The following is a 23,724-nucleotide window of genomic DNA, read 5'->3' as shown; positions in this document are numbered from 1 at the left end:
TCACGGCGCACATCGTGCGAACACAGGCATCACTGAGCAGCGCAGGCAGGCCGATCGGGGGGTGGATGACGTCCTGGTCCTTCGAAGCCGAGGAGTTCGCGGCCCTGTGGTATGGGCCCGCCAACGACCGCATGCTCTACCCGCTCGACTATCTGTCGCGATTCAGCCATATCAATGAGCGCGATCGGTTCTGGGCGCGCGTGCGCCACGAGTACTCCGAGCACGGGCGGCTCGGCTGGGACGAGGCCGATCTGCTGCGCCGGGCGTTCGCGGTGCTCACCGATCCGGAGGTGTGGGCGGAAATGCACGGTGTGTGCGAGAAGGCGGGCCCGATCCGCGTCGCCGCCGCCCGCCACGATCGCCACGCCGCGCTCGCGGTGCAGTTCACCCTGCGCCCGCGCATCGAGGTGTCGATCATCGGCGCCGACAAACTGCCCGCCACCCTGACCAAACTGCTGCCCAAACGCCCGCCCGGCACCCATCGCGCCGAGAAGTTCGAGGCCGCCGACCTTTCCCCGCAGCACCAGCCCGCCATCGGCCACAGCGGCGAGACCGGTCCCCGCGAGCGATATCAGCAACTCGTGCGCCGCCCGTCCACCGGAGCCGGTGTGGTGACGGTGTTCCGTGGCCCGCGCGTCCGCGGCACCCGGCCGCCGCGCAAGGTCGGCTCGGTGCGCTGGTACGACATCGACGGCGACGGCCGCTATCTGGAGACCGGCTCGCGCACCCTCACCGTCCGCCCCGCCGACCCGAATGCCCTGCAGGCGGCCCTGTGCCGCCTGTTGGACCACGCCCTGACCGAATATCGTGAATACGTCGAGGATCTGGGCGAATTCGCGCACTGACCGTCACTGCCGGACGGGCTTGGGTTCGTGGCCCGGCAGCCAGGAGCGGCCGGGGGTGGTCCAGGCGCGGGCCTTGAGCATGCGGCGCGCCTCGCGGCGGTTGCGGCCGATCAGCCGATCGAGGTAGAGGCGCCCGCCGAGGTGGTCGGTTTCATGCTGGAGGCAGCGGGCGAAATACCCTGTGCCCGCGACGGTGAGGGGCCGACCGCCGACGTCCACGCCGGTGACCTTGGCCCAGTGGGCGCGGCCGGTGGGAAACCACTCCCCCGGCACCGACAGGCAGCCCTCCAGGTCGTCGTCCGGATGCGGCATGGTCTCCGGGATCTCGGAGGTCTCCAGAATCGGATTCACCACGCAACCACGGTGGCGCACACCGTGATCGACCAGGTCGTAGACGAAAACCGCACGCGGATCGCCGACCTGGTTGGCCGCCAGCCCGGCCCCGTCGGCCGCGGTGTTGGTGTCGAAGAGATCGTCCACGAATGCCGCCAGCGCCTCGTCGAACACCGTCACCGGGACGGCCGGGGTGGTCAGACGGGGATCGCCGGCGATGAGAATCGGTCGAACAGCCATGCCGACGAGAGTACTCAAATGAGAGTAGTCGTGTCAGACTTGGGATATGAACGAGACCCGGTTGTTCGTCCTGGCCGCCCTCGCGCGGCGCGGCCCGATGCACGGCCATCAGCTGCGCCGCGACGCCCGCCTGGACCGGGCCGATCTGTGGTCGCGGGTCAAGCCGGGCTCGCTCTACGGTGCGTTGCATCGCATGGAGGACGAGGGTTTGATCCGCCCGCTGCGCACCGAGCAGCAGGGCGCCCTGCCCGCGCGCACGGTGTACGAGATCACCGAGGAGGGCAGGCGCGAGCTGCGTGCGCTGCGCGATGAGGCCTTCACCGATGTCGACATCCGGCCCGACCCGGTCGATCTCGCGCTCGCCGTGAGCGCCGACCTGGACCGGGACCTGCTGCGCGGCTATCTGGAGGACCGCATCGCCGCCCTGCGCACCCGCGCCACCCGCATCGAACATCAACTCGACCGCCGCTGGCCCGATCAGAGCCTCGCCGACGACCTCATCGTCGACCACGCCCGCCTGCGGATCCAGGCCGAAATCGAATGGCACGAAAAAGTTCTCACCGATCTTGACAAGCTGAACGCGCCGCGCTGATCGACTCCGCAATTCCACCGGGATTGCTCTCCGTTGGCCCGTCTTCGGCGCGGCGATTCCCTTAGACTGTGGCCTGCAAAGACGTTCGCCGTCACCGCGACGATCGATCGACCCGGGGGTCGCATGGAAGAGCTGCGGGTGCATATGACCGGGTCGGAATGGTTCCGCTCGGCACCCGGCGGATTGAACCGATACTTCACCGAACTGTACTGCGCACTGCGGCGACGAGACGAGATCGCCATTACTGCAACGGCTTTCGGTGCGGCGCCGGACGGGGCGCGGTCCTGGGGGCCGACGGGCGGAAAGACGCTGCACCGGGCCCGGCGCGCATTTTTCGATCTTGCGGATATCTCGCGCAAAACCATACTGGACAGACATTTCTGCTTGTACGGTCCGCCCGCCACAGGACGGCTCGTCGTGCATTTTCACGGGCCCTGGGCGGAGGAGAGCCGAGCCGCCGGAGAAACCGACCGGACTGTGCGTGTCAAATATCTCCTGGAACGCCTGCGTTATGCCCGCGCCGATCGTTTCGTCGTCCTGTCCGACCATTTCCGGCAGTTGCTGATATCCGACTATCGGGTTGCGCCCGACCGGATAGCCGTCATCGCGCCCGGTGTCGATGTGGACCGGTTCGCGACCATCCCGTCGTCCGACGATCATCCACCGACGGTGCTGTGCGTGCGGCGGCTCGAGCGCCGGATGGGTATCGATGTGCTGATCCGCTGCTGGCCCGCCGTCCTTGACCACCTCCCCGAGGCGCGGCTGGTGATCGTCGGAACCGGTACGGCCGAGGCGTCGCTGCGCACCCTCGCCGCCGACCAGCCCTCGATCTGCTTCACCGGCCGGATCGACGACACCCGCCTCGTGCAGTGGTACAGCCGGGCCGACTGCACCGTGGTGCCGTCGCTGGCGCTGGAAGGTTTCGGCCTGATCGCACTGGAATCGCTGGCCGCGGGACGTCCGGCGATAGTCACCGCCTGCGGTGGCCTGCCCGACGCCGTGCGCGGCCTGGACCCCTCGCTCGTCGTGCCGCCGGGCGATCCGGTGGCGCTCGCGCAGCGCCTCGCCGACGCCCTCGGCGGTGCGCGACCCTCGCCCAAACAGTGTCGCGCCCATGCAGAGTCGTTCTCCTGGGATATCGCCGCCCGCCGCCACATCGCCCTCTATCGCGAAGTGGACGACTCGTGAAGGCCGTCTTCCTCACCCACACCGCGGAGCCCTCGGGAGCCGAACTCGCCACCCTGCGCCTGGTGACGGCACTGCGCCCGCACCTGGACGTCGCCGTCGTCTCCACCGCCGACGGGCCGATGGTGGCCCGCATGCGCGAGCGGGGCATCGAAACCCGGGTGCAGCGCAACGATTTCGACAGCCGCGCGATGACCATCGAGAAGGCGAGTCCGCTTCGCCTGCTCACCGGTGCGGCGGCACTGCTGCGCGTGGGCTGGGCGGTGGGCGCCACGGCACGGGAACTGGAGGCCTCGGTGCTGATCGCGCAGAGCACGAAGGCGCTGCTGGTGGGCGCCGTCGCGGCCCGGCGCGCCCGCATTCCACTGGTCTGGCAGGTGCACGACCGCATCACGGCCGACTATTTCGGGCCGGTGCTCGCGCCGGTGATCCGCATGCTGGGCTGGGTGCTGGCCCCGGCGTGCATCGCCAACAGCCGCACCACGCTGTCGTCGCTGTTCACCTGGCGCCGCGCGGCCGTCGTCGCCTACCCCGGGCTGGAACCACAGGCGCGCACCGAACCCCGTCCGAAGCAGCGCCCGCCCGCGCAGACCGTCGTGGTGATGGTGGGGCGGCTGGCTCCGTGGAAGGGGCAGGACGTGTTCCTGCGTGCGCTCGCCGACACGAAAACTCGTCCCCACCAAGTATTTCTGATCGGCGGCACCTTCTTCGACGAGCAGCCGTACCGGGCCGAACTGGAACGCCTGGCGGCCGACCTCGCCCTTCCGGTCACCTTCACCGGACACCTCGACGATCCCGAACCCCATCTCCGCCGGGCCGACATTCTCGTGCACTGCTCGGTGCTGCCGGAACCGTTCGGCCAGGTCGTCGTCGAGGGGATGCGCGCCGGTTGCGCGGTCATCGCGTCCCGTCCCGGCGGTCCGGCCGAGATCGTCGAATCCGGACACAGCGGCCTGCTGGTCGACGCCGGGAACCGGCGGCAGCTGACCGAGGCCTTGGACGGACTCATCGAAAATCCGGAATTGCGTGCGAAACTCGCCGATGCCGCCCAGCTCCGCGCGCAGCAGTTCGATATCACCGAGTCGGCCCGCACGGTAGCGGCGCTGCTGCACTCGGTGCGGCGGGAACGAGTAAGGCATGGATGATTCCGCGGGCCACCACCCGAGCGGTCACCGGCGCGCCGACGGGGCACGCGGGCGACGCGGCGGGGGTGGGCATCGGAAGGGTAAGACGGGCGTAGCCGGTGTGCTCCGCGATATCGGCTATGTCAGCTTCGGGAAATACGGCCAATACGTCATCACCGTGGTCACCCTGCCGCTGATAGCCCGCCAGCTCGGCACCCACGGGGTCGGCCTGCTGGCGATCGGCATGTCGGCGTACTTCATCGGATCGCTGGCCGTGGATCTGGGCATCACCTCGTTCCTGGCGGCCAAGGTGCACGACGCCCGCGCCGAAACCGACATCGATCGGCTGCGCGGCACCTACCTCGCCATTCGCGCCACCACCCTCTCAACCATCGGGCTGGCGTTGCTGGGCGGACTGGCGATCGGGGTGCCGCCGCCGCTGCACATGATCCTGCTCGGGCTGTTCGCGGGCGGGGTCTGGTCGATCTCCGAGGACTGGTTGCTGATCGGGCAGGGCCGGTTCGGGGCGTCGACGCTGTATCAAGGGGCGGGCCGGATCGGCTATCTCGTGCTGCTGGTGGTGCTGCTGCCCCGCTACCCCACCGCCTCGACGGCGCTGCTGTGCCTGCTGCTCTCCTCGCTGCTGACCGTCGCGCTCACCTGGTGGGATGCGTGGCGCACCTTCGGAATTCCGGGCCGCCCGCAGCACGTGCGGCGCGTGCTGCGCATCGGTGCGCCGATGCTGACCTCACGCGCGCTGGTCACCAGCTACGGGCAGGGCTCGGCGGCGGTGTACGCGGCGGTGCTCAACGCCGCCTCGCTCGGGTTGTATTCGGCTGGAGATCGTTTGGTGCGGGCCATCCAATCGCTGCTGGACCCGATCGGATTCGCCCTGCTGCCGCGGATGGCGCGCCGCAGCACCGACGAATCGTTCTGGCGCAGTTCGGTGCGCTCGCTGGCGGCGTGCGTCGCGGTGGCGGTCGTGGCGGTGCTGGCCGTGTGGGTGACCGCGCCGCTCGTGGTCCACATCATGTTCGGCAGCGCCTTCGACGGCGCGGTGCCGCTGCTGCGGGTGGAGGCCTTGATCCTGCCCGCCACGACCGTGACCTCCTTCGTCACCACCGCCGTGCTGCCCGTGCGGCAGGACACCGCGGGGGTGCTGATCGGCGCGGTGGCCGGCACCTGCGTGGCTGCGGTGGCGCTCGGGATCGCGATGCAAACACATTCGGTGTGGACACTGGTGTACGGGACGGTGTGCGCCGAAATCGCCGTCGCCCTGTGGTATCTGGTGCGCATGCGCTGGCTGGTGCTGCGCGAACGGGGTGCCCGGTCGACGCGCCCGCCCATCGCGACCGCCGCCTATGAGGGGGGACTGTCGTGAGAATTCTGTATCTCGGCGACGATTGGGTCGGCAGCAATGCCCGCTCGCTGGCCGACGGATTCCGCCAGGCCGGTCACGAGGTCGTGGTCGTCGACACCACGCCCGTGACACTGCCCGCCCGCCTCACCCCGCCCTGGGTGTACGCCAAGGTGGCCGGTCGGCGCGCACCCTGGAATGTGGCAGCCGTGCACGCCCGAATCGACGCTGTGGCCGCGGACTTCGTGCCGGATATGGTGTTCGCGTTCAAGGCCGTCCATCTGGATCAGCAGCGGCTGCTGTCGGTCCCGGCCGCGCTGCACGTGCACTACAGCCCCGACGATGTCACCAATCCGGAGAACACCACCGCCGATTACCTTGCCTGCGAATCGCAGTGGGATCTGATCGTCACCACGAAACGGCACAATGTGCCCGAGTTGCGCCACCGCGGCGCCCGGGCCGTCGCGTTCGTGCCCAGCGCCTACGATCCGGCCTGGCATCGGCCCTCGGCCCGCCGCGGCGGCGACCGGTATCTGGCCGGATTCATCGGCGCATGCCGCCCCGATCGGCGCGGCCTGCTGGTCGATCTGGCCCGCCGTTACGGGTGCGGCATAGCACTTTACGGGCCGGGCTGGCGGCGGGTCCCCCCGCTGTGGTGGACCAGAGCGGCGGTGCGGGGACCGGTCTACGGTGAGCATTTCTCGGTCGCCGTCGCCGCGATCACCGCCAATCTGGTGCTGCTCAATTCGGCCAACCGCGACACCCACACCTGCCGCAGCTTCGAAATACCCGCCGCCGGTGGGCTTTTCGTCGGCGAACGCACCGACGAACACGCCGCGCTGCTCGCCGAGGGCAGCGAATGCTTTCTGTTCTCCTCCCCCGCCGAGCTCCACGACATTCTCGACCGCTGCGCTCGCCGACCCGACGAAGCGGCGAAGGTGGCCGAGGCGGGATATCACCGCATCCTCGCCGGGAGCCACCGCTACGTCGACCGGGCCCGCGAGATCATCCATGCGATCGGGTAACGGCGCGCCCGCCACAACGGACATACGGGTGATGAAGGACACACCGTGATGGGCGTTGCGCAGCTCGAAGTCGGCCTCGTCGCAGCGGCATTGGTGATCATCGTGGTCGCCGCCGGCTGGCTGGCCGGGCCGATTCGGGTGTTTCTGATCGCGCAGGTCGCGCACTGGTCGCTGTCGTATGTGGCGCGTCCGGTGGTATTGCTGTGGGTCCGGCCGGAACCGCGCTACGGCGACAACGTGCCCGACCCGCGGCTGGCGTCGATCGGCTACGACGACGGCATCGCCGCAGTGCTGCGTCCGGTCGCATTCGGCTTGTGGCTGTATGCCGGTCTGGTGGTGGCATACGTGCTCTGGACCCGTATGCGCGCCCAGGACCTCGGCAGACGAGAGCCGCGGGCACATTTCGCGCACGATCCGGTGTTCGTCCCGACGCTGTGCGCGGTGTATGCGGTGGGCACCCTGGGCCGCTTGGCGGCCGTGGCCACCGGAAACAACGGGCGCGCCGGGGAATTGGAAAGCCCCAACCCCCTGATCAACCTCATCACGATCCTCGCCACCATCGGCGCGGTCGGGCTCATCGTCTATGTGCGCACCGACCGGCCCCGCACCACGATGCTGGTGATCGGCGCCTTGACCTTCGGTGAGCTGCTGTGGACGGCCACGGTGCAGTCCAAGACACCGATCATGGGCGCGGCCCTGGCGATCGCGGTGCGCTGCGCGATGACCGGGTGGACGAGGCTGAAAGTGGCGGGGGTGCTGGCGATCACGGTGGCGGCGATCGCGGGCTTCGGCTGGCTGCAGTCGTTCAAATCCAGCGAGACGGCCAAAGCCGAAGCGGCGGAGGCCGATTCCGTCTATCCCGCCGTGGTGCAGCCGTTTCTGAGCCTGCTACGCCGCTTCGACGGACTGGAAGCGGCCACCGACGCCTATTACGCCGGACCGCATTCCTGGCTGACCCCGGCACAGGTGATCACCCATGCCGTGCAGAGCCTGATACCCAGCCAACTGCTGGGCTCGGAGAAGCTCCGCTCGGGCACGGCCTGGGCGACCGAAGTGCGCGGGCAGTCGGTCGACATGTCCCGGGTATCGGTGTCGCTGGCCGAGGGCAATATCAACGAAGGCTATGTCCTGGGCGGCTATGCCGGTGTGGCGCTGGGTGTTTCGCTCACCTTCGCGCTGCTGCTGCTCTGGTCGCGGTGGCTGTACAGCCCGCGGGTGGCGACCGCGGTATTCGCGCTGGCGCTGATCGAGGTGCCGGTGCTGTTCGAGCGCGGCATGCTCGGCACCGTCGAGACGCTGGGCAAATACGTGCAGGCCATGGTGCTGGTCTGGATCACCTATCTGTTGATGACCGAATTTCGGCGGCACGCGACCGGGCCACCGGCGCTCGCGGTGCCGCCGATCGCCGGGAAAACGAGGGCTGGGCAATGGGTTTGACCGATCTCTGGCATCTGACCAGACGCCGCTGGCCGATCATCGTGGCCGCCGTGCTGGTCTGCCTCGCCGCCGCGTATGGATACGTGCGGACGCAACCTGTCACCTACACCGCCTCGAGCACCTGTTACGTGTCGATGGCGACCGGCACGTCGGTCAACGACTCCTATCAGGGTGGGCTGGCCGCCCAGCAGCGGGTGCGGTCGTATCTGGATCTGGTCACCAGCCAGACCGTGGCACAGCGGGTGAAGGATCAGCTCGGCTTGGCGACCTCGGCGGAGGAGTTGCGCGGCCGGATCAGCGCGGCCTCACCCCCGGCCACCACCATCCTCGTCGTCTCGGTGCGCGACGGCACCGCCGATGGGGCGCGCCGCCTGACCGACGAGGTGGTCTCGCAGTTCCGGCATATGGTGAGCCAGTTGGAGACGATCCAGGTCGACGCCGCACCCGCGGCGCGCGTCGCCGTCGTAGACAAGGCGGCCATGCCCACCGCGCCGAGTGGGCCGCAGGGGAAGCGGACCCTGGCCCTGGGGCTGCTGGGCGGGCTGATGATCGGTTTCGGGGCGGCGCTCGCCCGCGATCGCCTCGATCGGCGGTTGCGCACCTCTGCAGATGTGGCGGCGATCGTGCCGGTGCCGATACTGGGAATCGTCGACGACGGGCGACCCGGTGCCGCCGGTGAATTGCGGCGGCTACGCACCCGGCTGGGCGACCGCGCCGAGACGTCCAGTGTGCTGCTCACGTCGCTGTCGCGCCGGTCGCAGCCGGAGGTGTCGGTCGGATTGGCCCGAGCCTTCGCCGATACCGGGCATCGGGTGATACTCATCGACGCCGACACCACCGGCCACGGCAGTTCCGGCCGGGTGCCGGTGCCCACCGGCGCGGGAGTGTCGGAGCTGCTGCGCAGATCCACACCGCTCGACGACGCCGTCACACCGTGGCCCGATGCCGGAATCAGCGTACTGCCGCTGGGCGTGATGGATACCCGCACACCGGATCTGCTCGCGTCCGAACGGTTCACCGAGATCCTGTCCAAGCTGCGCAGCGATTTCGACCACATCGTGGTGGAGGCCGCGCCGGTCACCGCGGCCGCCGACGCGATCGTGCTGGCACGCCGCTGCGATGCCACGGTGGGTGTGGTGGAGCTCGGATCGACCACCTCCGTCGAGGTACGGGGTGCCCTGGCGACGTTCGGGCCCGGTGACGATCGGCTCACCGGGGTCGTGGTGTTCTCCCGGCCCGGTAGGTCGATACGAAATCTGCTGGGGCGACTGCGGAGGCGCGCATGAACGCGGCGCAAGGACCGGTCGGGCGACGGCGGCTGCTGGCGGTCACCCTGGGAGCGGCGGGCGCCGGATCGCTCATGGCCTGCTCGCCACGCCCGGCTCCGGCGATCGAATTCCGTTCCCCGCACGTCAGCGATGCCCCGTCGGCGCGCAATGTCCGCGACTTCGGCGCGGTCGGCGACGGCGAGGCCGACGATACCGCCGCCCTCGCCGCGGCGGTGGCCGTCGGTGATCGCCCGCTGGTGCTGTATGTGCCGTCGGGACACTATCGCGTCACCGCATGGCCCGAATTACCGGACTACGCCACGGTTCTCGGGGACGGGGCGGACGTCACCACCATCACCTACGACGGCGACGGGACACTGATCTCGCTGCGCCGCAAGCATCGGGTTCGCTTCGCCCGCATCGGATTCTACGTGTCGGGCGCGAAATCGACCGCCGCGCACCTCACCGAATGCTTCCGGTGCTCGTTCGAAGCGGTGGTGCTGCGCGGGAATCACCTGGCCGACAACTTTCCCCGGTTCATCGAGCAGCGCGGGGTGGTGCTGGACGGCAATACCGGCGGGACCGCGTTCATCGACTGCGATATCAACAACTTCGGATACGGTCTGGTCACCTCCTGCATCCAGAATTACGTCACCTCCAGCAAATTCACCAACAACCGCGTCGGCGTGCTGGGCACCGGCGGCGATCACAACGCCGGGCTCGCGCTGTCCAATGTGGAATTCGTCTCCGACAGCGATATGCGATCCACCGACAAGCATGTGCTGATCGACGGCGCCGCTAACGACTGGTGGTTCACCAATGTCTGGTTCGAGGGCGCCGAGACCGCGCTGTCGGTCGGCACCGACCGCGGCGGGCCCGCACAGTTCGGGATGGTCAACTGCAAGGTCGCCGCCCGCCGAATCTGCCTGCAGCTCAACCGTTGCCGCCAACCATATCTGGCGAATGTGCAATTCGATCCCGACCTGAACAATCCGCCAACCGAGGTGCAGATCGACGGCGCGGGCTGCCCCGAAGGGACGGCGATCAACCTGATATCGGGCTCCTACGACGAGGTGGATCCGCGCTCCTTCCCCGAGGGCTGGCATGTGATCGGGCGCGGGAAGGTGCACGGGGCCACCTTTGCCGGGACGACGGTTGTGCAGGCCGGTGCGCCCGATACCGACATCATGCAGGTGCAGGATCGCCAGGGTGACGTGCTGTCGGCCGTACTACCCAGTGGCGCTTGGCTTTCCGATCGACCCGAAGGCGGTATCGTGCTCAAGGATTCGGCCGGGGGCTACTGGCGGCTGTCGGTGGGTACCGACGGCAGCGTGACGACCGCACCGCTGGGTAAACAGCGGCCGCGATCATGAGCGCGGGACTCACTCGCGTCCGGCTGGGGCCCGCGCGACTGCACGGATGCGACGTCGTGATCCGGCCGCCACGGTGCACCGACCATGCCGACTGGCAGCGGCTTCGGGTGCGCGACCGCGCGCTCATCGAGCCCTTCTGGTACAGCTCGGAATCGAGCTGGGACGAGCGGCATACCGAGAAGCAGTGGCTGCGTGAGTATCTCGTCGCCACCGCCGAGGTCGCCCGCGGACGGCGGCTGTCCGGGGTGATCGAGATCGATGGCCGGTTCGCCGGGCAGTGCGAGCTCTGCTCGATCGATACCCGGTCCGGCACGGCCGAATTGAGCATATGGATCGATTCGCGGCTGGCTCGCCACGGATTCGGCGGGCTGGCCGCCGCGCTGGTACTGGACTACGGCTTTCACGCGCTGGGGCTGGAACGGGTCGTGGCGCCCATCTCGCCGGCCAATGCCGCGGCCGCGCATGCCGCCGCCGAACTGGGATTCGTGCGGGAAGCGTTGATGGTGCGCTACTTCGATGCCGGTGGCGCTCGTCGCGATCACGCGCTGTGGGCGGTCACCCGCGGCGATATCCCGGAGGGCGGTTTCGCCGAGGCCTGGATCCGGCACGTGCTCGCAAAACGGGCCTCGGCGGGGCCCGAGGTGCCCGGCGAGCGCGGTGGACATCCGGCTCGTCTCGGGCTGCCGATGACGATCGTGACGGTAGGTGTCCGGCTGCTGGGAGGGGCGATCCGGCGCCGATTCGCGCTCCTGCGCGGCGGCTGCCCGGTGCGGATTCCGGTTCCCGGGCGTTCCGACACCGTGCTGCGTAGCCGGAGACTGTCCGATGGCCCGGCCTGGCGGGAGGCACGGCTGCACAACCGTCACCGGCTCGACGGCGGCTCCCCCGGCGACTGGGAACGACAGCACAGCCGCACGGCATGGTGGCGCGAATTCGCCGGCAGCCGAGGCGGTTTGCGGTCGCCCGGCGGCCTCGTCCTGGTGTTGGAGGTCGGTGGCGCCTACGCCGGGGAGGCCCGGTTGTTCGATCTGGACATGTTCGATCGCAATGCCCGGATGTTCGTCTGGGCCGACCCCGCCCGCGCCGACATCGGTGTCCGCACGGCGGCGACGCGAGCGCTGTTGGATTACGCCTTCCACATGCTCGGTCTGTACCGGGTGGCGACGGAGATCGACGCCGCCGACACCGAATCCGCCGCGGTCGCCGCCTCCGCGGGACTGCTCGAGGAGGGAATCATGCGCAATCACGCCGGACCGTGCGGCCGCCGCGCCGACCACATTCTGTGGGCCTCCACCGTCGCCGAACCGCATCAGGGGGTGCGCGATGCGTGATTTCGCACGCAGCAACGCCGTTCAGGCCCGGCTGCACGACCTGGTGCCGGGCGGGGCGCACACCTACGCGCGCGGCGAAGACCAGTATCCGGAAGCCATGGCGCCGATCCTGGTGCGCGGCAGCGGTTGTCACGTCTGGGATTGCGACGGCAACGAGTACATCGAATACGGCATGGGGTTGCGGTCGGTCACCCTCGGCCACGGGTATCGGCCGGTGGTGGACGCCGTCACCCGCACGATCGCCGACGGGATGAACTTCTCCCGGCCCACGGCGCTGGAACTGTCCGCGGCCGAGGACTTCCTGACGCTGGTGCCGGGCGCGGACATGGTGAAGTTCGCCAAGAACGGCTCCGACACCACCACCGCGGCGGTGCGGCTGGCCCGCGCGGCGACCGGGCGCGAGACCATCGCGATCTGCGATCAGCCGTTCTTCTCCGTCGACGACTGGTTCATCGGCACCACCGAGATGAGCGCCGGAGTCGCCCGGCCCGCCGCCACCGTGCGGTTCCCGTACAACGATGTGAATGCCCTTGCCGCCGTGCTCGATTCGCATACGGTGGCGTGCGTGGTGATGGAGGCGGCCACGGCGCTGGCCGAACCCGCGCCCGGATATCTGCGGGAGGTTCGGGCGCTGTGCGATCGGTACGGCGCGCTGCTGGTGTTCGACGAAATGATCACGGGTTTCCGGTGGTCGGCCGGTGGGGCGCAGCAGGTGTACGGGGTGACGCCGGATCTGTCGTGCTGGGGTAAGGCGATGGGGAACGGGTTCCCGCTCTCGGCGCTGGCCGGTCGGCGGGAATTCATGGAGTTGGGTGGTTTGCGCACCGAGCGCGATCGGGTGTTTCTGCTGTCGACCACGCACGGCCCGGAAACCGGGTCGCTGGCGGCGTTTCGTGCGGTCGTGCGGGCGTATCGGGAGACCGATCCCATCGGCGCCATGGAGCGGGCGGGACGACGGTTGGCCGACGGGGTGAACAGGGTCGCCGCCGGATTGGGGATCGGCGACTATCTGCAGGTGATCGGGCGGCCGTCGTGTCTGATCTTCGTCACGCGCGATCCGCGGGGCCGGCCGTCGCAGCCCTATCGCACGCTGTTTCTGCAGGAGTTGCTCGAACACGGGGTGCTGGGACAGTCGTTCGTGACCTCGGCCGCCCACGGTGACGACGATATCGACCGGACCGTCGAGGCATGCCGGTGGGCCGCCGAAATCTATTGCCGCGCATTGGAGCACGGCAGTGTGGACGGTTTGCTGCGGGGGCGGCCGGTGGCCCCGGCCTTGCGGCGGTATGCCGAACCTCGCTATATCCAGCCTGCCGGAGCGTGATCGGATGGCTACCCCTCGTATCGCGGTGGTGCACGAGCGTTTCACCGAATACGGTGGCTCCGAGGCGGTGGTCGCGGAGTTTCTGAAGATCTGGCCACGGGCGCAGGTCTTCGCGCCGATCGTTTCGGACGAGTGCCTCGGGGCGGTACGAGCCGCTGCTGCACGAGATTTCGCCGAGGCCCCGGGTCGCCACGATGAGCCGCATGCGTTCCGCACGACCTGGCTGACGCGGGCCCACGCGGGAATCGGTAGGCATTCGCACGCGCCGTTACTCCCTTTCGTTCCCCGCGCGCTGCGTCGTTTGCCGTTGCACCGGGACGTCGATGCGGTGGTTGTCAGCCACCACTCGTTCGGTACGCAAGCCGCACTCGCCACCGATGCTCCCGTGATCGCCTACGTGCACAGCCCGGCCCGCTGGGGATGGGATCCGGCCTTCCGCGCCCGCGAAGCAGGCGGGCGGGCCGGACAGCTCGCCCTGGCCGCGCTCGGTCGGCTGGCGCGCCGCTGTGAGCTGCGTGCCGCACCCCGGCTCACCCACGTCATCGCCAATTCGCGAGCGGTCGCGGCCCGCATCGACGACTGGTGGGGCCTGCCCGCCACCGTGATCAACCCACCCGTGCGCATCGACCGCTTCTCCCCCGACCCCTCGATCCCGCGCGGGGACTTCTTCCTGTTCGCCGGGCGCCTGGTCCCCTACAAGCGCCCGGACCTGGCGATCCGCGCCGCCCAACGCGCGGGCTGCCGACTGGTCGTCCTGGGCGACGGCCGCTTCCGGCCTCATCTGGAAGCCCTCGCGGGCCCGGAAACAACGTTCCTCGGCGCCGCACCCGACGACGTCCTCCTGGACACCTACCGCCGCTGCCGCGCCCTGCTGATGCCCGGCATCGAAGATTTCGGCATCGTCCCGGTCGAAGCCATGGCCTGCGGCACCCCGGTCCTCGCCACCGCCTCCGGCGGCAGCCTCGACACCATCCTCCCGGGCATCACCGGCGAACTCCTCCCACCCGGCGACGACACCACGGTCATCACCGAATTCGCCCGCGCCATGCGCCACTTCACCCCTTCCTACAACCCCACCACGATCCGCCACCATGCCGAATCCTTCTCCCCCACTACCTTCCGCACCCGAATCGCCACGGTAGTAGACGAAACCCTCACCACCCATCCCTACCGCTGAAGATCCCGTCGCTCCGGCCCCCCAGGGCCGGGGCGACGGGATCCTCACCTCAGGATGGCGGCGATGGTGGAAGCGAATTCGGGGGTGAGCATGGTGGCGTGGGTGGCGGGGATCGGGTGGGTGGTCACGCTGCCGGTGGTGAACTCATGCCATTCGGTGGGACCGCCACCATCGGGGGTGGGGTCCGCGGTTGGGGTGATGTAGGTGATGGCGCCGTCGAAGATTTGGGGGCGGTAGGCGGATTCGATCGGGGTGATCGCGTATGTGTAGAGGCGGCGGACCTGGTCCAGGGTCAGCGAGACCAGTTCTGTGGGGATGGCTTTTCGCAGCTGGTCGAGGTGGGCGTCGGACAGGGCGGTGGGGTCGTCGGGGGTCGGGTCGAGGCCGAATTCGGCCAGGGCGGTGGCCAGTTCGGCGCGGAAGCGCTGTGGGTCGGTGTGGCGGGTGCTGTCCAGCATGGTGAGAGTGGCGACTTCGTGACCCTCGGACTGCAGGTGGGTGGCGATGGCGTGGGCGATCACGCCGCCGCGTGACCAGCCGAGCAGGTGGTAGGGGCCCTGTGGCTGGATCGTCCGGATGGCCGTCACCAGGCGGGTGGCCAGGGCCTCGACCGTGTCTGCCGGTGTGTCGGGTTCACTGATGACCGGTGACTGCAGGCCGTAGAGCGGGCGGTCCGGGAGGTGTTCGGCCAATGCCGTGTAGCTCCAGGCCAATCCGATCATCGGAGCGACGCAGAACAGCGGAGCGCCGCGGCCCTCGGTGCGGATCGGCAGCACCACGCCGAGACCGTCCTCGGCACGGGTTCCGGCGGCGGTCAGGGTCTCCGCGAGCGCCGCCACGGTCGGTGCGGCGAACAACCACTGCACCTGCGGCCGGATACCGCATCGCTCGCCCAGCAGGGTCACCACGCGGGTGGCGCTCAGACTGGTACCGCCCAGTTCGAAGAAGTTGTCGTCCAGGCCGATTCGCTCGATCCCGAGCACCTCGGCGAAGGCCTCCACCACCAGCCGCTGTGGTGCGGTGACCGGGGGCCGGTAGGTGGTCTGCTCGAACACCGGGGCGGGCAGTGCGCGACGATCCACCTTGCCGGAGGCATTGAGCGGCAGTTCGTCCAGCACCCCGAAGGCGCTCGGCAGCATGTAGTCCGGAAGCCGCTGGGCCAGCGCCTGCTTCGCCGCATCCGGATCGAAATCCGATGCCGTGCCGACGTAGGCGACCAAACGGTCCCCGAGCCGTGGCTCCGACGCGACGACCGCGGCCGCCTGCCGAACCTGCGGGAGCGCGACCAACGCGGCCTCGATCTCACCCAGCTCGATCCGCAGGCCGCGCAGCTTCACCTGGAAGTCGGTGCGGCCCAGGTATTCCAGCACACCATCACGATTCCACCGCACCAGATCACCGGTGCGATACATGCGCTCACCGGTTCCGGAGAACGGATCGGCGACGAACCGTTCGGCGGTCAGACCCGGCCGGTGCACATAGCCGCGAGCCACCTGCACACCGGACAGATACAACTCCCCCGCAACACCGGTCGGCACCGGCCGCAGTCGCGAATCGAGCACGTAGGCTTCGGTATTGGCCGCGGGCCGCCCAATCGGCACGCGCTCACCGACCGGGCCGACGCACCGATGCATGACCGAGCCGACGGTGACCTCGGTCGGACCGTAGTGATTGTCGACGATTCCGGGATGGCGACGGCTGCGTTCCAGCAGCGCCGGTGTCAGCTCCTCGCCGCCGACGACGAAATACCGCACGGTCGACGGCAATTCGGCCGCCTCGTCACCGAGTATCAGGGCCAGCATCGACGGCACGAAGTTCATCATCGCCACCGGATACCGCCGAGCCAGCCCCAGCAGATACTCCGGGTCCAGGTGCCCGTCCTGCCGTGCCACCACCAGATGCGCACCCACCTGCAGCGGCAGGAACAGCTCCATGACCGACACATCGAAGGTCACCGGCGTCTTCTGCAGCATCGCATCGCCGGGCCCGAGATCCGGGTACAGCGACCGCTGCCACCACAGATGATTCACCACCGCCCGATGACTCACCGCCACCCCCTTCGGCCGTCCGGTGGACCCGGAGGTGAAGATCGCATAGGCGGTATTCCCGGGCCGCAGCGGACCCCGCCGCTCGGCATCGGTAACCGTCTGCGCCGAGTAGGCAGACAGATCCAGCCGGTCCACCCGCACCTCACCGGCGGCCAGATTGCCGCTGTCGGCGATTGTGCCGGACCGTCGGGTCGGATTCCCTGCGGTCGACACCGGATTCAGGGCAGCGTCGGAGCCTGCGCTCAGGATCAGGGTGGGGCGGGCGGTGTCGAGGATGTAGTGGTTGCGGTCGACGGGGTGGTCGGGGTTGAGGGGGACGTAGGCGCCACCGGCGGCGAGGACTGCGTAGAGGGAGATCAGCAGGTCGAGAGAGCGGTGCATATTCACCGCCACCAGGGACTCCGGGCCGACGCCCTGCGCGATCAGCCAGCGGGCGAGGCGGTTCACGCGGGCGTCGAACTCGGCATAGGTGAGGGTGGTGTCGGCGAAGGTCACCGCAGGGGCATCGCAGGTGCGGCGCACTTGATCGGTGAATTGTGCGGGGAGAGTGCCGGTCTCGTCGATCGGGGCCGCAGGACCGGCGGACAGCGCCGACAGCGCGGCTCGTTCGGTCGCCGAGAGCAGTTCGATGTCGCCGACGGCCGTGTCGGGAGCGGTCACCGCGGCGGTCAGGATGCGGTGATAGCGCTCGGCGAACGATGCGGCGGTATGGCGGTCGAAAAGGTCGGTGGCATAGGTCAATTCGGCCACGATGCCCGCGGGAGCACCTTCGGCGTCGAATTGCTCGGTCAGGGTGAGTCCCAGGTCGAACTGCGAGACGCCGGTGTGCGCGGGCAGCAGGTCGAGGGACAGGCCGCCGAGATCCATCCGGGGCGCCTGCTGGTTCTGCAGCACCAGCATCATCTGGAACAGCGGGTTGCGGGACTGCGATCGAGGCGGATCCAGCACCTCCACCAGCCGTTCGAACGGGATGTCCGCGTGGTCGAAGGCGGTCAGGTCGGTCGCGGTCACCCGAGCGAGCAGCTCACGGAAGCAGACCTCGGGACGGACCTCCGTGCGCAGGACCAGAGTGTTGACGAACATGCCGACCAGATCGTCCAGTTCGGCGGCACCGCGACCCGCGATCGGCGAGCCGATGACGATATCGCCGCTCCCCGACAGTCGCGCCAGCAGCACCGCGAACGCCGCATGCACCGCCGCGAATAGTGTCGAATTCGCCTGTGCCGCCAAGGTTCCGAGGCCTCGATGCAGGTCCGCCGGGAGCACGAAGCGGTGCACGGCGCCACGCTGGGAGGCCACCGGCGGCCGCGGCCGATCCGAGGGCAGGTCGAGCTGATCCGGAATTCCGGCGAGAGCTTCGGTCCAGTACGCGAGCTGGCGGGCCGCCAGGCTGTCCGTAACATTGTCGGGACCGAGCGTATCCCGTTGCCACAGTGCGTAATCCGCGTACTGCAGCGGCAGCGGCGACCACGCCGGGGCCGCGCCTGCCGCGCGCGCGGCATAGGCGAGCGCCAGATCGCGGGCCAGCGGCCCCATCGAGAAGCCGTCGGCATTGATGTGATGGATAGCCAATACCAGCACGTGCGCGTCGGCGGCCGCACGCAGCAGCGCAGCACGCACCGGGACCTCGGCCGTGACATCGAAAGGCGCACCGACGATCTCGGCCAGCCGCGCCGGGAGTGCCTCGGGATCGACATCCTGCGGCTGCAGAGTCAGCGGCACCTCGGCGGCGGGCACGATCTCCTGATAGGGCCCCTCGGCATCGGCCGGGTAGCGGGTGCGCAAGGCCTCGTGCCGGTCCAGCACATCGGCCGCGGCGGCCGCCAGCGCCGCCACATCCAGCTGCCCGGTGAGCCGCACCGCGAGCGGGATGGTGTAGGCGGCCGACTCCGGCGCCAGCCGGTTGAGGAACCACATGCGCCGCTGCGCGAACGACAGCGGCAACCGCGGCGGGCGTGGGCGGGCCGCGAGGGCCGGGCCGGCCGACCGGACCGGAGGCGTCGACCGGTCGGCCAGCAGCGCCACGGTCGGGGCCTCGAACAGGTCGCGCACACCGAAGCCGCTCCCCAGCGCGGCATTGATCCGGGCGACGGCCCGCATGCCGATCAGCGAGTTACCGCCCAGCTCGAAGAAGTTGTCGTCGGCCCAGATGGGCTCGACACCGAGTAGAGCACCGAAGATCTCGGCGATCGTCTGCTCGGCACCCGCGGCCGGGGCCCGGAACCGCGGCGTCGCCGCCACGGCGGCCACCGGCGGCAGCGCCCGGCGATCCAATTTGCCGCTGGGGGTGAGCGGAAGCCGCTCCAGCACCACCACGTGATGCGGAACCATGTAGGCGGGCAACCTGTCCGCGAGCCGATCGGTCAGCTCGGCGGTGTCGACCGTATGCCCGGCCGCAGGCACCACGTAAGCGGCGAGGAATTCACCGACCCGCTCCTGGCGGGCCACGACCACCACGGCCCGGCCCACCGACCGATGCGCGGCCAGTGCCGCCTCGATCTCCCCGAGCTCGATGCGCAGGCCGCGCAGCTTCACCTGGAAATCGGTGCGGCCCAGGAACTCCAGCGCCCCGTCGGCCCGCATCCGCACACGGTCACCCGTGCGGTACATCCGCGTGCCCGGGGCGCCGAACGGGTCGGCGAGGAAACGTGCGGCCGTCTGCGCGCTCGCGTCCTCGTAGCCGCGGGCCAATTGCACGCCGGTCAGATACAGTTCCCCCGCGACGCCGGGTGGCACCGGGTGCAATCGCGAATCCAGCACGTGCGCACCGGTATTGCGGATGGGCCGCCCGATCGGCACCCGGTTTTCCACGGCGTCGGTGGTGCACCGGTGCACGGTGGAGGTGACGGTGGCCTCGGTGGGTCCGTAGGTGTTGTCGACGATGGCCGGATGCCGCCCGCGCACCTGCTCGAGCAGACCAGGAGGCAGCTCCTCCCCACCCAGCGAGAAATACCGCAGCCCCGCAGGGAGTTCCGCGGCGTCGTCACCGAGCAGCAGCGCCAGCATCGACGGCACGAACTCCAGCATGACCACGTCGTGTCGCCGCGCGAGCGCCAGCAGGTACTCCGGATCCAGGTGGCCGTCGTGCCGGGCGATCACCAGCCGCGCGCCGACCTGCAAGGCCAGGAACAACTCCCACACCGACGCATCGAAGGTCACCGGCGTCTTGTGCAGCACCGCCTCGCCCGCCCCGAGGTCGTATTGCTCGCGCATCCACCACATCTGATTCACCACGGCCCGATGCGTCACCACCACACCCTTGGGTCGACCGGTCGATCCGGAGGTGAACAGCACGTAGGCGGCATTCGTCTCCCGCAGCGGTGCACGACGATCCGGATCGGCGACGGGATCGGCCGAATACCTCGTCAGCTCCAGCCGGTCGATCCGCACCTGCTCGACCCGCACCCCCACCTCCAGGTCCTCCCCGGAAGTCAGCACGCACACCGGCCGAGCGGTGTCGAGAATGTAGCGAATGCGATCGGCGGGGTGGTCCGGATCGATCGGGACGTAGGCGCCACCCGCGGCGAGAACGGCGTAGATGGCGGCCACTTCGTCAGCCGAGCGGCGAATCGCGAGCGCAACCCGGGTCTCGGGGCCGACGCCGAGCGAGATCAGGTGGCGGGCAAGACGATTCACCCAGCCCGCGAATTCGGCATAGGTCCAGCGCCGATCCTCGAACACCACCGCGGCGGCGTCGGGAGTGCGGGCGAGTTGCGCGTAGAACGGGTCGAGCAGGCTGCCGGGGCTGGCCTGGGGTCCGCCGAGCGCGGCCAGTAGCGTGCGTTCGCGCCGCGACAACAGCGGGATGTCACCGACGGCGATTTTCTCGTCATGCCCGACCTGGGTGAGGATCGCGACGAACCGCCGCGCGAACGACTCCACCGTCGCGTGGTCGAAAAGGTCGGTGGCGTAATCGATCGCACCGAACACCGCGCCGCCGGGCTGTTCGGTGAGGGTGACCGACAGATCCAGCTTGGCCACGGTGAGATCCAGTCCCACCTGCTCGATCGTCAGCCCGGGCAGCTGAATTCGCGGCTGCTCGAAGTTCTGCAGCATGAGCAACACCCGGAACAGCGGAGCGTAGGCGAGGCTGTGTCCGGGGCGCACCAGCTCCACGACCCGGTCGATCCCGAGGTCGGCGTGCTCGTAGGCGGCCAGATCGGTATCGCGGACCACATCGAGGAGCTCGGAGAACGTCTGCGCGGCGGGCACCTGGGTCCGCAGCACCAGGGTGTTGCCGAACATGCCGACCAGATCGTCGAGGGCCCGTTCACCGCGGCCGGAGATCTGGGTGCCGATCGTGATGTCCTCGCTGCCCGACAGCCTGGCCAGCAGCACCGCCAGCGCCGCCTGCACGACCATGAACAGCGACGCGTTGTGGGCATCGGCGATGCGCCGCAGCCCGGCCACGGTGTCGGCATCGACCCGGAACTCCGCCGTCGCGCCGCGCCCCGACGGCACCGCCGGACGTGGCCGATCGCTCGGCAGCTCCAGCAGTTCCGGCACGCCGGCGAGCTGCCGCTGCCAGTAGCGCGCCTGCGTGGCGGCCACCGAGCCGTCGTCGGATTCGTCGCCGAGCAGATCCTGTTGCCACAGCACGTAATCCGCGTACTCGACAGCCAGCGGTGCCCAGTCCGGCACGGCCCCCGCAGCGCGCGCCTGGTAGGCGAGCACCACATCGCGGGCCAGCGGCGCCAGCGAGGTGCCGTCGCAGGCGATATGGTGTGCGACCACCGCGAGTACATGGTCCTCGTCGGCGAGCCGGAACAGGGTGGCGCGCAAGGGAAGATCGGCCCGCAGATCGAAGCCCGCCGCCGCCCCCGCCAGGAGACGTCGCTGAAGATCGTCGGCGGCAATGGGTTCGGGGACGAGCGCGGGAACCGCCTGCGTCACCGCAAGCACCTGCTGGACCGGTTGCCCGTCCACCGCCGGATACACCGTCCGCAGTGGTTCGTGCCGCTCGATCACATCGCCCAGTGCCGCGCGCAGCGCGCCCGGATCCAGCGCGCCGGTCAGCCGCAGCGCGAACGGAATGTTGTACGACGGTGACGCGGTGTCGAATTGGTTGGTCAGCCACAGCCGCTGCTGCGCCGGTGACAGCGGCATCGGCTCCGGACGGGCCCGCCGCACCAGCGCGGGACGATGCTCGGCCCGCAACTCCCCCACCGCCGCAGCCAGTTCCGTCACCGTCGTCGCCGTGAAGAACACCCGCGGCGGCACCCGCACGCCCAGCTCGGTGCCGATTCGCGCGGCAGCGCGCACCGCCAGCAGCGAATTGCCGCCCAGGGTGAAGAAATCGTCGTCGAGCCCGACCCGCTCGACACCGAGCACCTCGGCCAGCGCGGCGGCGACGATCCGCTCGGCATCGGTTGTCGGAGCGCGGTATTCGCGCATCGACAGCGGCGGCTCCGGCAGCGCGGCGCGGTCCAGTTTGCCGACCGGGGTCAGCGGAATGCGGTCGAGCACCACGACCACCGCCGGGACCATATGGACCGGCAGAGTGGCCGACACGAATTCGCGCACCTGGCGCGGATCCGGTTGCGCGCCCGGGGCGGCCACCACATAGCCGACGAGGACGGTCTCCCCCGCCGGGGTGTCGCGCCCGACGGTCACCGCGTAGTCCACCGCGGGATGCGCGGCCAGCGTCGCATCGATCTCGCCGAGCTCGATCCGGAAGCCGCGGATCTTCACCTGGAAGTCGTTGCGCCCCAAGTATTCCACGTCGCCGTCGGCGGCCACGGCGGCGATATCGCCCGACCGGTACATGCGGCTGCCCGGCGGGCCGAAGGGGTCGGCGACGAACCGTGCGGCGGTCAGCCCGGGACGCCGGTGATAACCGCGGGCCAGGCCGGGCCCGGACAGATACAGCTCGCCCGCCGTCCCGGTGGATGCCTCCGCGAGCCGATCGTCGAGCACGCGCGCGGTCATTCCACGGATGGCAGGGCCGATGGTGACAGCGGCGCCGGGTTCGAGCGGCCCGCTGATATTGGTCATGATCGTGGCCTCGGTCGGCCCGTACCCGTTGTGGAAGCGCCGCCGCCCGCCCGGGACCGGTACCGCCCAGCGGTGCACCAGCTCCGGCGGGCACGCCTCACCGCCGACCACCACCACGCCCAGCTCGTCCAGACCCGCCGGATCCACCGACGCCAGCGCGGCCGGGGTGACGAATGCGTGGGTCACCCGCTCTCGCCGCAACAATTCGGCCAACTCCGCGCCGCCGTACAGATCGGCGGGCGCGATCACCATCGTGGCGCCCGCGCCGATCGCCAGCAGCAATTCCAGGACCGAGGCGTCGAAACTCGGGGAGGCGAAGTGCAGCGTGCGCGAGGACGCGCTCACCCGGTACCGCTCGCGCTGCTCGGCGCAGAAGTCGGCCAGGCCGCCGTGGGTGACGACCACGCCTTTCGGCACACCCGTCGATCCGGAGGTGTAGATGACATAGGCCGGATGGGTGCCGAGCAGGTGCCGCACCCGGTCGGCATTGGTCACCGGGCCCGGATCGAAGTGCGCGAGCGATCCGTCGACCTCGGGATCGTCCAGGACCAGCCAGTCCTCACCCGGCAGTTGGTGCACGCTCGCGGAGATCGCGAGCCCCAGCACCGCGCCCGAATCGGCCACCAGGTGGGCCACCCGCTCCGGCGGGTAGTTCGGATCCACCGGCACGAACGCCGCACCGGCCTTGGCCACCGCCCAGACCGCCGCGACCGACCACAGCGAGCGCGCAATCCCCACGGCGACCAGGTTCTCCGGGCCAACGCCGCGCTCGATGAGCAGCCGGGCCAGCCGCGACGACCACGCATCCAACTCGGCGTAGGTCATCGACCGCCGGCCGTCGACGACCGCGACACCCGCCGGATTCGCCTCGACCGCCAGCCCCAGCAGGGTCGGCAGGGTCGGCACCGAGCTGCGGCGTCGGCGCGGCGGCCGGGCACGACGAGTTCCCGGCGGAGACGGATGTTCGCCAGAGGTCACCCGCGCCTCCCGCCGCGCAGACCCGTCGCTGCGGCGAGAATCCGGCCGCCTCCGGTCGGGCAATGGACTGCGAACATGGTCTCCTCCGCGGCT

Annotated in this window: 14 protein-coding genes; 12 read left to right on the top strand and 2 right to left on the bottom strand. The window is 69.6% G+C overall.

The annotated features are described in order from the left end of the window. Positions 1 to 65: 65 nt before the first annotated feature. On the top strand, positions 66 to 845 hold the full coding sequence (locus IU452_RS05030; protein WP_195107710.1) for an ESX secretion-associated protein EspG: 780 nt from the start codon (positions 66 to 68) through the stop codon (positions 843 to 845). Between the two features lie 3 nt (positions 846 to 848). Here IU452_RS05030 and IU452_RS05025 read toward each other — a convergent pair whose 3' ends face one another. Continuing rightward, positions 849 to 1,418 (bottom strand): peptide deformylase, encoded by a 570-nt coding sequence (locus IU452_RS05025; protein ID WP_195107709.1) that lies wholly within the window; start codon positions 1,416 to 1,418, stop codon positions 849 to 851. 46 nt (positions 1,419 to 1,464) lie between these two features. Here IU452_RS05025 and IU452_RS05020 point away from each other — a divergent pair, with 46 nt between their 5' ends. The 11 genes from IU452_RS05020 to IU452_RS04970 all read left to right on the top strand — a co-directional run bounded on the left by IU452_RS05020 (position 1,465) and on the right by IU452_RS04970 (position 14,611). Then, positions 1,465 to 2,010: a PadR family transcriptional regulator gene (locus IU452_RS05020; protein WP_195107708.1), complete on the top strand. Its 546-nt coding sequence runs from the start codon at positions 1,465 to 1,467 to the stop codon at positions 2,008 to 2,010. A 144-nt stretch (positions 2,011 to 2,154) separates the two neighbouring features. After that, positions 2,155 to 3,198, top strand: coding sequence for a glycosyltransferase family 4 protein (locus IU452_RS05015; RefSeq protein ID WP_195108257.1), 1,044 nt, complete (start codon positions 2,155 to 2,157; stop codon positions 3,196 to 3,198). Next, a complete protein-coding gene (locus tag IU452_RS05010) occupies positions 3,195 to 4,340 on the top strand; it encodes a glycosyltransferase family 4 protein (RefSeq protein WP_195107707.1) in 1,146 nt (381 codons plus the stop codon). Before IU452_RS05015 ends, IU452_RS05010 begins: the two co-directional genes overlap by 4 nt. Continuing rightward, a complete protein-coding gene (locus IU452_RS05005) occupies positions 4,333 to 5,700 on the top strand; it encodes a lipopolysaccharide biosynthesis protein (protein WP_195107706.1) in 1,368 nt (455 codons plus the stop codon). The genes IU452_RS05010 and IU452_RS05005 overlap by 8 nt, the downstream gene beginning before the upstream one ends. Continuing rightward, complete coding sequence (locus IU452_RS05000; protein WP_195107705.1) at positions 5,697 to 6,701, top strand: CgeB family protein; 1,005 nt, start codon at positions 5,697 to 5,699, stop codon at positions 6,699 to 6,701. Before IU452_RS05005 ends, IU452_RS05000 begins: the two co-directional genes overlap by 4 nt. A 48-nt stretch (positions 6,702 to 6,749) precedes the next feature. After that, the gene (locus tag IU452_RS04995) at positions 6,750 to 8,138 is read left to right on the top strand and encodes a hypothetical protein (protein ID WP_195107704.1); all 1,389 of its coding nucleotides are present in this window, start codon (positions 6,750 to 6,752) and stop codon (positions 8,136 to 8,138) included. Further along, complete coding sequence (locus IU452_RS04990) at positions 8,129 to 9,424, top strand: GNVR domain-containing protein (RefSeq protein ID WP_195107703.1); 1,296 nt, start codon at positions 8,129 to 8,131, stop codon at positions 9,422 to 9,424. The genes IU452_RS04995 and IU452_RS04990 overlap by 10 nt, the downstream gene beginning before the upstream one ends. Then, a complete protein-coding gene (locus tag IU452_RS04985; protein WP_195107702.1) occupies positions 9,421 to 10,779 on the top strand; it encodes a glycosyl hydrolase family 28-related protein in 1,359 nt (452 codons plus the stop codon). Before IU452_RS04990 ends, IU452_RS04985 begins: the two co-directional genes overlap by 4 nt. Further along, entirely contained in the window at positions 10,776 to 12,110 is a 1,335-nt protein-coding gene (locus IU452_RS04980) for a GNAT family N-acetyltransferase (protein WP_195107701.1), read from the top strand. Before IU452_RS04985 ends, IU452_RS04980 begins: the two co-directional genes overlap by 4 nt. Further along, positions 12,103 to 13,434 carry a glutamate-1-semialdehyde 2,1-aminomutase gene (locus tag IU452_RS04975; RefSeq protein WP_195107700.1) on the top strand — a complete coding sequence of 444 codons (1,332 nt, stop codon included), beginning with the start codon at positions 12,103 to 12,105 and terminating at the stop codon, positions 13,432 to 13,434. Before IU452_RS04980 ends, IU452_RS04975 begins: the two co-directional genes overlap by 8 nt. 4 nt (positions 13,435 to 13,438) lie before the next feature. Beyond that, positions 13,439 to 14,611, top strand: a complete 1,173-nt coding sequence (locus tag IU452_RS04970) for a glycosyltransferase (RefSeq protein ID WP_195107699.1) — start codon at positions 13,439 to 13,441, stop codon at positions 14,609 to 14,611. A gap of 44 nt (positions 14,612 to 14,655) precedes the next feature. Here the strand turns inward: IU452_RS04970 and IU452_RS04965 are convergent, their stop codons facing one another. Beyond that, the gene (locus IU452_RS04965) at positions 14,656 to 23,631 is read right to left on the bottom strand and encodes an amino acid adenylation domain-containing protein (protein ID WP_195107698.1); all 8,976 of its coding nucleotides are present in this window, start codon (positions 23,629 to 23,631) and stop codon (positions 14,656 to 14,658) included. Between the last annotated feature and the right edge of the window lie 93 nt (positions 23,632 to 23,724).

The sequence above is a fragment of the Nocardia transvalensis genome (assembly GCF_015477765.1).
GTDB lineage: Bacteria > Actinomycetota > Actinomycetes > Mycobacteriales > Mycobacteriaceae > Nocardia > Nocardia transvalensis_A.
The sequence above is the reverse complement of the archived record's forward strand: the minus strand, read 5'-3'. Positions and strand labels throughout refer to the sequence as shown.